This window comes from Wolbachia endosymbiont (group A) of Cephus spinipes (genome assembly GCF_964026895.1).
GTDB classification, from domain to species: domain Bacteria; phylum Pseudomonadota; class Alphaproteobacteria; order Rickettsiales; family Anaplasmataceae; genus Wolbachia; species Wolbachia pipientis.
The window spans coordinates 465913-480986 of the sequence record NZ_OZ034713.1 but is presented as its reverse complement, the minus strand read 5'-3'; the positions used below and the strand labels follow the sequence as shown (position 1 = coordinate 480986).

At 35.3% G+C, this 15074-nt stretch carries 11 protein-coding genes; 4 read left to right on the top strand and 7 right to left on the bottom strand.

All coding sequences use genetic code 11. From position 1 onward, the window contains the following. Positions 1–75 precede the first annotated feature (75 nt). On the bottom strand, positions 76–1311 hold the full coding sequence (locus AAGD59_RS02295) for a hypothetical protein (RefSeq protein ID WP_265028005.1): 1236 nt from the start codon (positions 1309–1311) through the stop codon (positions 76–78). Between the two features lie 685 nt (positions 1312–1996). Here AAGD59_RS02295 and AAGD59_RS02290 point away from each other — a divergent pair. Together AAGD59_RS02290 and AAGD59_RS02285 are read left to right on the top strand one after the other, a co-directional pair. Beyond that, positions 1997–3721 (top strand): ankyrin repeat domain-containing protein, encoded by a 1725-nt coding sequence (locus tag AAGD59_RS02290; protein WP_141456897.1) that lies wholly within the window; start codon positions 1997–1999, stop codon positions 3719–3721. 62 nt (positions 3722–3783) lie between these two features. Next, positions 3784–6225, top strand: coding sequence for an ankyrin repeat domain-containing protein (locus tag AAGD59_RS02285; RefSeq protein WP_341812946.1), 2442 nt, complete (start codon positions 3784–3786; stop codon positions 6223–6225). 109 nt (positions 6226–6334) lie between these two features. Here AAGD59_RS02285 and AAGD59_RS02280 read toward each other — a convergent pair whose 3' ends face one another. Further along, positions 6335–7423: an IS481-like element ISWpi2 family transposase gene (locus AAGD59_RS02280; RefSeq protein WP_015588908.1), complete on the bottom strand. Its 1089-nt coding sequence runs from the start codon at positions 7421–7423 to the stop codon at positions 6335–6337. Positions 7424–8642: 1219 nt separating this feature from the next. On the opposite strand from AAGD59_RS02280, the gene AAGD59_RS02275 reads away from it, so the two are divergent. Further along, the gene (locus AAGD59_RS02275; RefSeq protein WP_041573519.1) at positions 8643–8954 is read left to right on the top strand and encodes an NUDIX domain-containing protein; all 312 of its coding nucleotides are present in this window, start codon (positions 8643–8645) and stop codon (positions 8952–8954) included. Between the two features lie 375 nt (positions 8955–9329). Here the strand turns inward: AAGD59_RS02275 and folD are convergent, their stop codons facing one another. The 5 genes from folD to AAGD59_RS02250 form a co-directional block, all read right to left on the bottom strand. Next, entirely contained in the window at positions 9330–10217 is an 888-nt protein-coding gene (folD, locus tag AAGD59_RS02270; protein ID WP_141456891.1) for a bifunctional methylenetetrahydrofolate dehydrogenase/methenyltetrahydrofolate cyclohydrolase FolD, read from the bottom strand. Then, positions 10201–10776, bottom strand: coding sequence for a UbiX family flavin prenyltransferase (locus tag AAGD59_RS02265; RefSeq protein ID WP_006280027.1), 576 nt, complete (start codon positions 10774–10776; stop codon positions 10201–10203). The genes folD and AAGD59_RS02265 overlap by 17 nt, the downstream gene beginning before the upstream one ends. Beyond that, a complete protein-coding gene (locus AAGD59_RS02260) occupies positions 10769–11035 on the bottom strand; it encodes a DUF2312 domain-containing protein (RefSeq protein WP_010082293.1) in 267 nt (88 codons plus the stop codon). The genes AAGD59_RS02265 and AAGD59_RS02260 overlap by 8 nt, the downstream gene beginning before the upstream one ends. A 13-nt stretch (positions 11036–11048) precedes the next feature. Then, the gene (locus AAGD59_RS02255; protein WP_015589067.1) at positions 11049–12332 is read right to left on the bottom strand and encodes an HlyC/CorC family transporter; all 1284 of its coding nucleotides are present in this window, start codon (positions 12330–12332) and stop codon (positions 11049–11051) included. An 88-nt stretch (positions 12333–12420) separates the two neighbouring features. Then, the gene (locus AAGD59_RS02250; RefSeq protein ID WP_015589068.1) at positions 12421–13599 is read right to left on the bottom strand and encodes an aspartate aminotransferase family protein; all 1179 of its coding nucleotides are present in this window, start codon (positions 13597–13599) and stop codon (positions 12421–12423) included. A gap of 275 nt (positions 13600–13874) precedes the next feature. Between AAGD59_RS02250 and AAGD59_RS02245 the strand changes: the two genes are divergently transcribed. Next, positions 13875–15047, top strand: coding sequence for an NADH-quinone oxidoreductase subunit D (locus AAGD59_RS02245; protein WP_010962676.1), 1173 nt, complete (start codon positions 13875–13877; stop codon positions 15045–15047). Positions 15048–15074: the final 27 nt, after the last annotated feature.

Below are 15074 nucleotides of genomic sequence, written 5' to 3'. Positions count from 1 at the left end.
CAAATTTTATCCTCACTAAGCTCTTTGCATGCTTTCGTTTAAGTCTAAGTAACTGAATTTCCTAAAACAGAAATACTATACTTTGCTTCTAATATCAGTAACTTCCTGTTTTACAGATTCTACATCTAATGATGAACTTGGTAACTGACTATCACCTGCTCCACAATCCAATTGCGTGTTTCTAACTCTAATAAACACCTCATACTCTGACTTGTTGCGTTCCATAATAGACTGCATTTGCTCCTGACTAAGAGAATTGATAATTTCTGATACTACTTTAGTAGCTTTGTTGTCCTTGATAAGATGAACAATTAAATCTCTGGATGATAATCTTATGCTTAGATTATGTAAATAGTGTTGTCTATGAGCATCAAAGCCAGGACAATTCCACATAGAGGCAAGCATATCACTGCCAGATTTAACAAAATTATCACCTGGTGCAGAAACAAGCGAGTTTAATGCTGAAAACATTGATGTACTATAAGCTTCAGGAGATAAATCTTCTGGCTTTAAATGTTCAAACAGCTTTCTGGCATTTTCGAAAGAATGGTTTCTTCTTAATATACTTAAAGTATAATAACACCCATGCTGTTTAAAATCTCTTTTTAATAATTCATGATATCTGTTAGAATCAAGATGACGTAGACAAAAATCAACCATTCCAACATCATCAGTAGAAAAACGTCCTTTATTATATGCTACTTCCATTAATAAATCTTCTTTCCTTTTTGGAGATACAGAATCAATTGACTGTAACTTATCCCAGAAGAATTCCAAAGCTTCAACATGCTTTTCTAGCATTGCGCATTTAAAAGCATAAACGTATGGATGCTCATTATTTAGTTCTAACTGATGTTCTTGGTTATTCATAGCATGTGACCAATAGATCATTAAAGCCCCTTTATCACATCCCTTAACTAAACTCTCTACTGGTTTACTACCTAATGTTAATTTAAATTCTTCAAAAATGGCTCTTATCTCGTCTTCAAAACAACACCAGCAGGCAATTCTATAGCGATCAAAGGGTCTAATAAGACTTCTTTGCCCATCCAAAGTTTTCAAGGCTAACAATTTTTCCCCGAAAGTATACCTATTGAGTCTAATTTGTCCTGAAGCATCTTCTATCTTCCAACAAGTTTCATCTTCTAAAACTTTCTTAAAAAGGGGTGGTATTATTGTGCTATCCCATTTATTCAGCAATGTCTGATATGCAATACACCATCTTTTAATCTCTAACTCTTTAAGCCCTTTATGAGGATCATCCTCTTTAATGGAAGTTAGTAATACCTTTTGTACATTTTCGTAACCCATACTTACCTCCTAACAAGATTTAATATATTTTAGACATGTTGCTCTACCTTTAAAACTTTGTCAATTACCATTATGTATAGAAAAATTTTCTAACCCAAAGTAGTTTTAGGCAAAAGACCCTTAATAGACTCAATATATGACATTTTATTTATTTTGAATTTTGTTTCGTCATGGGCTTGTCTTCATTATTCTTCCGCAAGTAAATCAATATTAATTTAGCAAAATATATTATTAAGATCTCAAGCAAAATAACTATTTCTAGCACTCAAAATCAGCTATTGAGAGAAGAGTTTGTTTTGGGATGAGTTGGTCTACCAAATGATCTGTGCGAACTTTTTTATATTATAATTTTATTATATGCCAAAACCAGCTACATTGGCTCACTTTCGCTAAATCCACATACGAACTAATTTCCCTGACTTTGTTGCAAAGATTGCAAGTTCCTATTTTCATAACCCTACTTTTACGTAGCTTGTTCTCACAAAGATACGATCTTTTTGGGATCTTTGAAGAAGTAAATAATTGAAATCTTTGTAATACTTGGTTGCAATGTTTTTTAGAGACAAAAGGTATTTTCCTATATCTGAATACAATAAATTTGTAATTCTGAAAAAATATAAAACTATTGCTAATTATAATAATTGTGTAATAATTAAAACATAAGTTTTTAAGTTAAGGTAGTGTTATGGGTAATCAATTGGAAGAAGTATCTAATCCAATAAATATTCAAGCAGATTTAGAAGAGAACAGTATGGTTGATGGAATAGAAAAGCGGTCAAAAGAACAAGGTTTTTATGCAACACAGACAATACCAATTTATCAAGTTAATCAAAATATTACGTATTCATATTTAGCTACGCTCGATAGTCACTTAAAAACAGATGAGCATTGTGTACACGAAAGTAATATACATACTGACTTACTTAATTTTGCTTTTCATGGTTCCTTAGAGAAAGTTCAAGATCTATTAAACAAAGGAGCTAGCGTTGAGACAGAAGACAACGATGGTAACACGCCTTTGCATTTTGCTGCTAGCAAGGGCCACTTCGTAATCGTTGAAGCCCTGTTAGAAAAAGGGGCTACTGTTGAGGTAAAAAACAATGAAGGCGCTACTGCGCTGCATATTGCTGCTCAGATGGGTCACTTAAACGTAGTTCAATTTCTGCTAGATAATGGTACTGATGTTGATGCGCAAAAATATAATGGTGACACTGCCTTACATATTGCTGCTGAAGCAGGCAAATTAGAAGTAGTTCAATTTCTGTTAAAAAGAGGTGCTAGTTTTAAGGTAATAGACGATGAAGGCGCTACTGCGCTGCATGTCGCTGCTCAGATGGGTCACTTAAACGTAGTTCAATTTCTGCTAGATAATGGTACTGATGTTGATGCGCAAAAATATAATGGTGACACTGCCTTACATATTGCTGCTGAAGCAGGCAAATTAGAAGTAGTTCAATTTCTGTTAAAAAGAGGTGCTAGTTTTGAGATACGAGGTTATCAAGACTGCACTGCTTTGCATTGTGCTGCTATAGGGGGAAACTTGAAAATAGTTCAGTTTTTATTGGGCAAAATGAATAATGCTGACATACGAAAGAATAGTTTCAAATGTGTCTTGCATATTGCTGCTCGAAAGGGTTACTTAGAAATCGTTAAAGCTCTATTAGACAAAGGTACTGATATTAATGCAACAAACTATGACGGCGATACTGCTTTAAATGAAGCTGCTGGATGTGGTCGTTTGAAAGTAGTTCAATTTTTGTTAGACAAAGGAGCTAGTTTTGAAGCACGAAACGAAGAAGGATGCACTGCTTTGCATATTGCTTGTGAGGTGGGCTATTTAGGCATAGTTAAAGCTCTGTTAGAAAAGGGATCTGATGTTAATGTAGTAAGCAAAAAAAATGGCGATACTCCATTACATGAAGCTGCTAGAATGAATCGCTACGATATAGTTGAATATCTTGTAGAGGAAGAAAAGGCTACTATTGATGTAAAAAACTTTAGATGTGAGACTCCTTCCGATTTGGCGGATTCCAATGGTTACAAAGATATAGTTAAGTATCTTAGTCTTCGAGTAAGGGAGTGTCCCAAAACCTCGGGAAGTCTGGCTGACAATAAAAATGTGATACAGTATCAAAAAGTGACAGAAAATAAACACCTAACTATAACTAATAGAGCAATAAAGACCAGTTTCTGTGTAGGCATAATGACCATGTTGACAAGTGTAGCTATTGGATGTATTGCTATTCATCTTAGTTTATCAATATCAGCTACTGCTGCATTGATTGTTGGGGCCATTGCTGGTGGCATTACATATGCAGTATTAAAGCCTAGTAGTAGGCTAAATGAATGTGAAGTGAATAGGCAAAGCTTACCTCAAATGCCTAAGGACGAATGTTGCATGTCATATTAGTTCTTGCATTTTATGTCATGCGTGTAAAAATGGTGCGTAGTATTTTTAACCGAGGTGGAGTTATGGAATTGAATAAATTGCAGGAAGTATTAAGTACTGCTAACGCTGATGTTGGTTTAAGTAAGAGTAATGTAGTTAGTAAAATAGAAGAGAGATTAAAACAAGTAGATCCAGGTACATTGTGCCAATTAAGTTTTGCTGTTTTAAAAAACAACAAACAAATGGTAGAAACCCTTATAAAAGGAGGAGCTGATGTTAACACAATTGATGCGTACAATCGTGATCCATTATATTATGCTATCTCACAAGGGAACACAAGAATGGTAGAGATCCTAATAAAAAATGGAGCAAGTGTTAATAAGAAGTATAATGACGGAAGCACTCCTCTACATCATGCTGTCTTGAGCCAAAAAATAAAAATAGTAGAGTATCTTATAAACAATGGGGCTGATGTTAATGCGTTAGATGAAAAACGGCGCACTCCATTATACTTAGCTGGACGAAGTACACAAATGGTCTCGATTCTCATGAAGAAGGGAGCATTCCCTTTACTGGAAAACAGAGATATTGAATTTTTAAAGGATCTAGCTAAACGCATTAAAGATGATGATACAGAGTATTTAAAGGAGGTAAAGGTAGAACAGAAGGAGGGGCGGGTAGATGATAAGTATGAGTCAATTAAATACTCGTTGCTGCTTAGTGATAACAGCTCTTTGACCTCTATTATTAAAAGGGAAAAATTCAAAAATTTAATATCTGATTGGTCTTTCAACGTACCTGATTTAAAAGATAACCAAAAAAATTTGAATAAGGCACTGTTAAATCTTCTTACAGACTTTCCATTTTGTGACATTACAAGGTTTGAGGACTTTTTACACGATAACAAAGGTGATGATCTAAAAGCTGTTCTCAATCTTCAAAGGGGAGAATCCAAATTGACAATACTACATGTAATACAAGGTATGGAGTATTTAGCAGTGGAAAAAGACATAGGTTGTGCAGTTAGTGCATTTATGACTTTACTTTTAAAATCTGGTGCTGATCCTAACATAGTTAACAGTGAAGGGCAAACACCTTTGCACTATGCTGCTTATTATAATACTTTAAATATACCTTTGCTTCTGAAAAAAGGAGCACGTAGTCAACCTGACAGACAAGGAAAAACTCCTCTAGACATTGTAATTATTAACAAAAAACCTTTTGAAGTGAATCTTTTAGAACAGATCTTTTTAACTCAGGAGCAATTGGAAGCAAAAAATGATTTAGAAGGTGTTTGCGGTCATAGCTTTAACACTAATCGACTAAGAAAGTTTTTCAATCAGCACAAAGGAAATGAAGGTCTTAAAGAGATTCTCAATCTCCGTGATTGCGAAGGAAAGTCTCGAGTTTTTCAAAAGATTAGGGAGGCTTGTTATGGTAATGAAACTCATTTCAAAGAAGCAAAAAAGTTGCTGCTAGAAGCAGGAGCGATTGATTACGAAGAGTGGAAGGACAAAAAACGTTTGCCTAAGCTTAGAACTCTATGGGATGATTTAATATTAGATCAGTCGGAAAAGTTGAAAATATTTTTGGGTAGGGTAAATAAATCCAAAGATATAGATGAGTTAAAACGCGTTGTAAACGAAGCTATAGAACTTGGGGTAAGGCTGAACTTTCCTAACCAGGGTAGTATATACGGAAAGGTATATGAAAAGGAATATAGTTTTACAGATTTTGTGATAAGAAAGATTAGTGAATTAAGAAAGAGTTCCGAAGGTTCAAGGAATATAGAGGTTGCTAGTGGTATAGTATGTCAATTGATATCAAAAGGGGCAATTTTGTACAACATAAGCAGTATATATGTAATTGACGAACTGGAAGAGTTTGAAAGCCACAAAGCTAATATGAAAAACGCTTATGCAGATTATGAGAATCGTGCTTTAGATTTCATAACAATCGTTCAAAGCGCAACAAGTGGTAAGGTAAGAGACGTAAAAATCGACAACTCTACTCTCTGTCTTGAATATTCACAGGATAGTAAAGTAGATGTTGCAAAGATTACAAATGGAGCAAGGGGTTTAGGTATCACTCAGGAAGGTGTACAATACGGAAGAAATATAATAAAGATAGGTAAGAGTGAGGTAGAAATTATAACGGAAAACGCTATAAGGAATTATGTAGGCCTAGCAGATGGTAGTAATATAGTATTGACTTTCGATACTGGCTTGGGAGAGTTGGAAGTGAGATTATACCCTGATAAGCAAAATCTAATAAAGGTAGAAGTAGAAGATCAAGAAAAGTGGAAAAAATTACAGAATTGTGAGGAACGAATAGGGGAAAAATGTTTGCTTGGTGGGTGTTCAGTACGTGATGCTATTGAACGAGGTTTTTTTACTAGATCTGGAGAGTTGATTCGTTCTGAAACAATTAGTCAATCTGATGCAACAAAAGTGGGCCCTTGGGCAAAGCGCGAAAAAATGAGAAAAGCTTCAAGTCTTGAAGAAACAGTAGGCCGTTCTCTATAATGAAGTGATGGTGATGTTAAGTTAACATTTTAAAAGATTTTTTGAGAAATTTGTCTTATTTGTATCTGTTCAGCCTGTAAAAGACAAGATTTGATCTGACAGACAAGAATTAACTGACAGAAGAATTGAGGTAGTCAAAACTAATATCAGGCTCTTGTGTAATGCTACTAATATTTTTCTGAAAAGCAATATATTTGCTATCAAGAAAAGTTTGCATAGGCGTTTTGCCATAGCAATATTTACCCGAGTGAGGTCTTGTCTCATTATAAGAACGCAACCAATGATCAACATCAATCTGTAGATCTTCCAAAGAACTGTAGATTTTCTTTCTAAAGATGATATTGTAACACTCATCTTGCATGGTTCTATGAAACCTTTTACATATGCCATTAGTCTGTGGAGAGTTGGCTTTAGTTCTAGAATGATCGATGTTTTCTATGCCCAAATAAAGCTGATAAGCGTGATTTTCGGGCTTGCCACAGTACTCCGTACCCCTATCAGTTAAAATGCGTAATAATGGAATTTTCTGCTCATCAAAAAATGGAATAACTCTATCGTTGAGAAGATCTGCAGCTGTAATAGCTGTTCTGTCCGTGTAAAGTTTAACCATTGCAACTCTGGAATAAGTATCAACAAAAGTTTGCTGATAAATGCGCCCTATACCTTTGATATTGCCCACATAATAGGTATCTTGAGAACCCAAATAACCTGGATGTTGCGTCTCAATTTCACCATGAGCTTCCCTTTGTTCTTTCACTTTTTCTAAAGCTGCAAGTTGTTCTTCAGTTAAAATGATTCCGTCTTGAGCTACTTTTGTCTCTAGTGCTTTAAGTCTCTTTTTGAGAGTTTCAAGGTCATTTCTTAGCCATACAGACCTTACTCCTCCCTGAGAAATTATTATACCTCTTTTTCTCAGTTCATTTGCAGCTCTTTCTTGCCCATATGCTGGAAATTCTGTTGCTATACCAATCACTGCTCTTTCTATATCGTCGGAAACTCTGTTTGCTAATAGCGGTTTTTTCTTACTTATTTCATGTAATGCTTCCTCTCCTCCATTTTCATATAACTCCTTAAAGCGATAAAATGTATCTCTTGAGTATCCCATCACTTTGCATGCTTGAGACACATTTCCTAGTTGTTTTGCTAGTTCTAATAATCCTAGCTTTGGTTTTAATATTTTTGTCTGTATTGTACTCATATCTAACACTCCTTTATTTTTATTATTTTTAACTTACTTTTTTAAAGTGTCAGGTCAAGTCTTATTTAATACACTTTTCTTGATAGCAAATATATTGCTTTTCAGAAAAATATTAGTAGCATTACACAAGAGCCTGATATTAGTTTTGACTACCTCAATTCTTCTGTCAATTAATTCTTGTCTGTCAGATCAAATCTTGTCTTTTACACCTTCCACTAGCTTTACTACGCTCGTCACCTTACGCAGCATAATGGTTCGTTCCAGGTTGCTGGCTAGGCTTTGCCTGGGTTGGATTTTCACCAACTGAACTTTACGCACTTCTTGGCGCACTCATGATGTTTTTCCCCCTATTAAGATTTATTGATTTAGTTGTAGTAGTTGAAATAGCAAACCGGTTAAGTTGCCTAGTTTGGTTCTTTTTTTCAATCAAAGGTATTCTACTGTTTTAAATTCCCTGTAAAGATTTAGCTTATCTTTTACATCTAAACAGCATTAACACGATTTGGCTTTTTGTAGATGAGTAATTCTCTAGGGATTATCCTATTGAATTCTATGATATTATTTTTTGTAACATTATTATACACGTCATGGCATTAAGGGTATTTATGACTCAAAACTTGTTTTTGACCTGCAGGCTCAATGACAAAATTCAGTAAAAAACTCAGGGTATCTTTTGGCGGATTACATAACATTATAGCGGCTGCATGTCTTTTAAAATTTTTCTACATTCAGCCAAATCGCGCTTAAACTAAGCGTCAGCACATTATTATAGCGCCAATTTAAAGTATTAGAGAGTCAAAACTCGCACTACGGGGTTTCTTTTGCCTTTTTTTTCATTTGGTAAATTTCTTAAATATTTATAGTTAAACGACAATCGTCATACCGCTACGTGTTAGCGGCTAAGAGATACCGCGGCGGTATGACGGTTAAGTATCCCGCTACTTGTTAGCAGGATCTATGCTAAGAGATACCGTGACGGTATGACGTAGAAGCTATACTTTTATAAATTTGTTAAGTGGAATTTTTATATTGAGTAATTGTATTTATAATACATTATTTTGTATAATTGATTTTTTAAATTATTATATTAACTCTAATATTTTTGATTTAATGAAAGATGATATTATTTATCACTCTCACTTAGGCGTATACGGTTTAATTTTAAAACCTAAAAGTATAGTTTTGGTGAAAAAAAGTCGAGGTCCTTATAAAGGGTTGTTTGATTTACCAGGTAGAAATTGCTGAAACGCTTGAAGAGGCACTTGTAAGAGAAATTAGAGAAGAAACAGGTTGTTTAGTGAAACAATACGACCAAATCCAAACAGTTACTAGCCTATATCATTATAATGAAGACAATGTAAATAAATGTCTAAAACATATAGCAGTTTTATACAAAATTGAAATCATAGGAGAAATAAAGCGAGAATCTGATGGAAAAGATTCTGATGGTTGTATATGGCAAAGTATAGATACTATAAACTATAAAAAAATTTCTCCGATAGTTCATATAGCAAGTAAATTCATAAAATGAAGACTATTATTTTTATTACAGGTGTATCTACGGTTGGAAAATCAAGTTTGGCTCATATATTAGGTTCAAAGCTTTTTATGCCTAGAAACTTTGCAATTCCACTAACTATAGCTAACCCAAGAAAGGTTTCCCTACGTCATACCGCCGCGGTATCTCAGCATAGATTCCGCTAACGAGTAGCGGAATGACGAATTTGTTGTTTTTCAAATTGTAGGTAAACCTAAGCCACTTTAGCTATACTTGTAGAGAAAAAAGAATAGATGATGATCCTAAATATTTAATAAATTTGACTACCGAGGAATTTCAAAAATCTCAATTTTTTATTAATTGTGAGATGTGGTACATTCTATCTTCATACAGCTTCCTCTTCATACCTCAACTAATGAAATTAGAAGCATCAACTCCCTTCTGCAAGCAAGCAGCAATAACAGTGTTCATCATTAGAAATGCAATGGTCATTGGGCCAACGCCCCCGGGTACTGGGGTAATAGCTTTGACTTTTTCTTTTATTCCCCCGAAGTCAACATCACCTACGAGCTTACTTTGTTCTCCTACGTTAACGCTATTTATGCCAACATCGATCACTATTGCACCTTTCTTTATCCAGTCTGCTTGAACAAAATTTGGCTTTCCGACTGCTGCAACTACTATATCCGCTTTAGAGCAATATTCAGCTAAATCTTTGCTTTGTGAATGCAAGATGGTGACAGTGCAGTTTTCTTGCAATAGCAGGTAAAACATTGGCTTGCCCACGATATTTGACCTACCAATTACCACTGCGTTTTTACCGGAAAGGTTCTCTTCAATTGACTTAATTAAATGCAAAGAACCTTTAGGAGTGCAAGGTATAAGGCAGTTTTTTTCACCTTTAACTAATTTGCCAACGTTTTCATCATGAAAGCCATCTACATCTTTTTCAACACTTACTGTGTTAATTACTCTGCTTGCACTAATATGATTTGGTAAAGGCAATTGCACTAAAATGCCATGCACAGATGGATCTTCATTTAATTCATTGATTTTTTCAATTAATTCATCTTCTGAAATATTATCAGGCAAAACAATGGTCTCAGAACTTATGCCTATTGATTCTGCTTTTTTCTGTTTGTTGCGAACATAAACCTGACTTGCTGGATTGCTGCCCACGAGAATTACTTTCAGGCAAGGAAAAATGTTATACTCTCTCTTTAAAATATCAATTTTTTGTGATAGCCTCTCACATAGGTCGTTTGCTATTTTTTTACCATCAATAATAATTGTCACTTCCTTGCCACTCCTTAAAGTCGGGTAATTTGATATCAAATAAATCCAATACTTTGCCAACAGAATGATTAATAATATCATCCAACGATTTTGGTTTAATATAAAAAGCTGGTACTGGTGGAGCAATAATTGCTCCCATCTCCGTTAATTTTAACATATTTTGTAAATGCCCAAGATGCAGTGGTGACTCTCGCACCATAAGAACTAACTTTCTTCTTTCTTTTAGCGTTACATCTGCAGCCCTTGTCAATAGATTGGAAGTAACACCTGATGCGATTTCAGACATTGTCTTCATAGAGCATGGTGCTACAATCATCCCTGAGGTTTTAAATGAGCCGCTTGCTATTTTTTCTCCAATCTTTTCTTCAGAATAGTAAAAATCTGCAAGTGATGTAATATCTTCAAGTTTTTCTTTAATCTCGTGAGCTAAAGTTATTTTCCCAGCACGACTTATCACTAAATGAGTTTCATAATCGACGTCTTTCAACGCTTCTAAAATACGCACACCGTAAATAGAACCAGATGCTCCACTTATTCCAATTACAATTCTGCTATTCACTTAACTCTTCTTCGTAGCTCATTCCCAATGCACGTTTATAGGTATCAAGCAATATTTCTTGTTCCTCTCTGTCATCATCATCCATCTTCCTCAGCCTAATAATTTGTTTCATCACTTTTATATCCCAACCTTCATCTGCGGCTTTTGCATATACATCACGAATGTGATCTTGCACATCCCTCTTTTCTTGTTCAAGTTTTTCGATTCTCTCTATGTAACCCTTCAACTCTTCAGCCGTTATTTTTACTGTATCTTCCATGAAACTCCACTAATTAATTGCTGCCACTAATATTACCAGTTTTTACTTGCACTTCAACAACAGTAATAATATTTTTATCTTTTTTTAAAATCTTAAAGCGAAAACCATACATGGAAAACTCCTCGCCTTCGTCAGGAATGCGCTCTATTTCATTCACAATCATACCTGCTAGAGTTGTAGCTTCTTCATCAGGGAGATTCCAGTATAACTGCCTGTTAATGTCCCTAATAGTAGATTTTCCTTCTATGTGATACATATTATCAGATATTTTCTTTATAAAATTCTCCGTAATCAAATCATGTTCATCCGAAATTTCTCCAACTATTTCTTCCAGTATATCCTCAAGAGTTACAATTCCCTGCAGTGCTCCATACTCATCAATAACAAATGCAAGGTGTTTCCTGTTCTTACGGAAGTTGTGAAGTTGCACGCTGAGCGGTGTACTTTCTGGTATGAACCAAGGCCTTGACATAACTTGGGTAATGTCAACTCCTTCCGCTTTATTATTCTTTTCACGCAAAGCATTTATTAGAGCTTTCACGTGAATTACACCTACAATGTTATCTGGTTCCTTCTGCCATAAAGGTACTCTACTGTGACTGCTGGTTAAAATCTCTCTTATTAACTCTTCTTTATTCCGATCTATATCAAGAGAAAATAGGTTTCTTCTATGGGTCATAATTTGTGATATCTCTGTCTCAGCCAAATCAAGTATGCTGCTTAGCATATCTAAATCCTGTTGCAACATAGTTCCTTCACTGCGGTGAAGAGTAATCATATTACGCATTGCATCCGCTGCAGATATCACTTCCTTATCTTTATGCAGCCCACATAATTTTAGGATGAGGTTAACAATAAATTGAATACCTAGTGTCAATGGAGAAAAAATCTTTACAAAAAACAATACAAAATAAGCAGAAAATGATGCAAATTTTTCAGGATTTTGAATAGCATAAGTTTTTGGTAGAACTTCGCAGAACAATAAAATACAAAATGTCATTATAATTGTTGATAGGAGAATGCCCTCATTTCCAAAAAGATTGATAAATATTGCTGTAAATAAAGCAGAGCAAGTAATATTAATAATTGTATTGCCGAGCAATACCGTTCCTATTGTCAATTCTTTCCTATTTAATAAGCGATCTATTACCCTGGCTTTTTTGTTACCGTCTAGCTTTAGCTTATTAACTCGAGAACGGCTAATTGAGGTTAAGCCTATTTCTGCTCCTGAGAACAAAAACGATAAAACTAACAAAACAAAAATTGCTGATGATACTAAGACCAATAACCAATCCATTAAAGTACGATGTTATTGTGATAAAAAATAAAATTAATTTTACATGTTATGAGAGGCATTTGCAAGCCTGAATTTATATTGCCGAATTTTATATACCTTTAATCTTAAAAAACAAATCATAAAGCATATTACACGCTGCGTTCACATGCTCATCCTCAATGATAAGTGGTGGGGTTACCCTTACTACTTTGTTGTTTAAAACCCTAGTTATTATTAAACCTTTATCAAGAGATCGACTAATAATTTTATCAGCTACAAGAGTTGCTAGTTCTATTCCCATTAGTAACCCTTCTCCACGAACTTCTAAAATCATCTCAGGAAATTCTTTAGCTAAAAGCAACAGCTTTTCTTTTAAATATTTACTAATTCTTTTAACATGATCAAAAAAGCCTTCTTTTAGCATTATATCGAGCACTGCATTACCAACAGTCATGGCAAGTGGATTGCCACCATAGGTTGATCCATGAGTTCCTGGAGTAATTGCTTCTGCTATATAATCTTTCACTAAACATGCAGCTACAGGAAAACCGTTACCCATAGCCTTCGCACAGGTTAGCATATCAGGTTCAATGCCGACATTTTGATAATGAAATAAAGAACCGATGCGTCCATATCCGCACTGCACTTCATCAAAGCACAAAATTATTCCTTGAGCTTTTGTTATTTCCCTTACTTTTTGAAGATATTCTACGTCTAGTGGATATACTCCACCTTCACTTTGTATGGGCTCTAAAAACACAGCAGCTGTCTCATCGCTGATTTTTTTCTCCAAAGCTTTAATGTCATTTCTTGGCACTTTATCAAAACCAGAAAGAAGCGGAGCAAAACCTTCGCGTGATTTTTCACTGCCTCCAGCAGAAATTGCAGCAATACTGCGGCCATGAAACCCTCCTTCAATTGTAATAATACGATTACGTTTTGCTTGCCCTTTCAAGTAAAAATAACGACGAATAAACTTAATTGCAGCTTCTGTTGCTTCAAGCCCACTTGAGCAGAAAAAAACTTTATCTGCAAAAGTAAGAGTTGTTAAACGCTCGGCAAGCCTTTCTTGCTCGGGAATAGTAAAAATGTTAGAGCAGTGCCATAGTGAGCTCAATTGCTCTTTCAGCTTATCTGTAATGTATGGATGACAATGCCCTAAAGAAGTTGTAGAAATACCTGCAGCAAAATCTAAATATTTTTTACCACCTCTATCAAAAAGATATACCCCTTCTCCCCTAACTATAGGAGTGTCAAGTCTATTATACGCATTAACAACATGATCCATTTTATAAGTATTGTGGTGTTATCTATACTATACCTGAAATGAATCCATTAACACAAAGCTTTTCCTTTAACCTCTTATGCTACTTCAACTAAAAATTTGGCTAATGCAAACCTTTTTTGTCATTCTATAGCTAAAGTGACTTGGTTTTACCAACACTTATTAGCCATTGTAAAAGTTTTTGTTTCTATTGAATGATAGTTGTAGCCTATGCAAGAAGTTTATTGACTTTGAGCGCACTTTAGCCTATACAATTTTAATATCTTAAACTACTGGACATGCCCGATCTAAAGACAATGATGTTAAATTTTGGACCTCAGCACCCAGCTGCACATGGAGTGTTGCGTCTTGTTTTAGAGATGGATGGTGAAGTGATCGAGAGGGCAGATCCCCATATTGGGCTTCTGCACCGCGGTACTGAAAAATTAATAGAACATAAAACGTATCTTCAAGCTTTGCCTTATTTTGATCGCCTTGATTACGTATCACCAATGTCACAAGAGCATGCATATTCACTTTGTGTGGAGAAATTGTTGCAATGTGAAGTGCCAATTAGGGCAAAGTATTTACGTGTCTTGTTTTGTGAACTGACGAGAATACTAAATCATTTACTGAACGTTTCTTCTCAAGCACTTGATGTTGGAGCAATGACCCCTCTTTTATGGCTCTTTGAAGAAAGAGAAAAAATACTGGAATTTTACGAAAGAGCTTCAGGTGCAAGGTTTCACGCAGCTTACATCAGGCCAGGTGGAATTGCAGCAGATGTTCCAGAAGATTTGATTGAGGATATTGCAAAGTTTATAGAGCAATTTCCAAAATATATAGACGATGTTGATGAACTTTTAACAGAAAATAGGATATGGAAGCAACGCACTGTAGGAATTAGTGAAATATCAATTAAACAGGCACTTGATTGGGGCTTTAGTGGCCCAATGTTGCGCGCTGCTGGGCTTGCTTGGGATTTGCGAAAAAGCCAGCCATATGAGATATATGATCAACTAGATTTTGATATACCGATCGGCCAAAATGGCGACTGTTATGACCGTTATCTAGTTAGAATGGCAGAGATTAGGCAATCTATCAGTTTGGTGAAGCAGTGCATAGAGAAAATGCCTGAAGGGCAAATAAAAACTGAAGATAGAAAAATTTCTCCACCGTCAAGAGCAGAGATGAAAAAATCTATGGAAGCTCTGATTCACCATTTTAAGCTCTATTCAGAAGGATATCACGTACCAGAAGGTGAGGCTTACGCAGTTGTTGAGGCACCAAAAGGTGAGTTTGGAGTGTATATAGTTTCAGATGGTACCAATAGACCTTATAGGTGCCGAATAAGAGCACCTGGCTTTGCGCATTTACAAGCCTTAGACTTTATGGCAAAAGGACACATGCTTGCTGACGTTGCAGCAATTATTGGCTCACTCGATATAGTTTTTGGTGAGATTGATAGGTAATCATTGGTACCCGTTCAGGCAATGGCG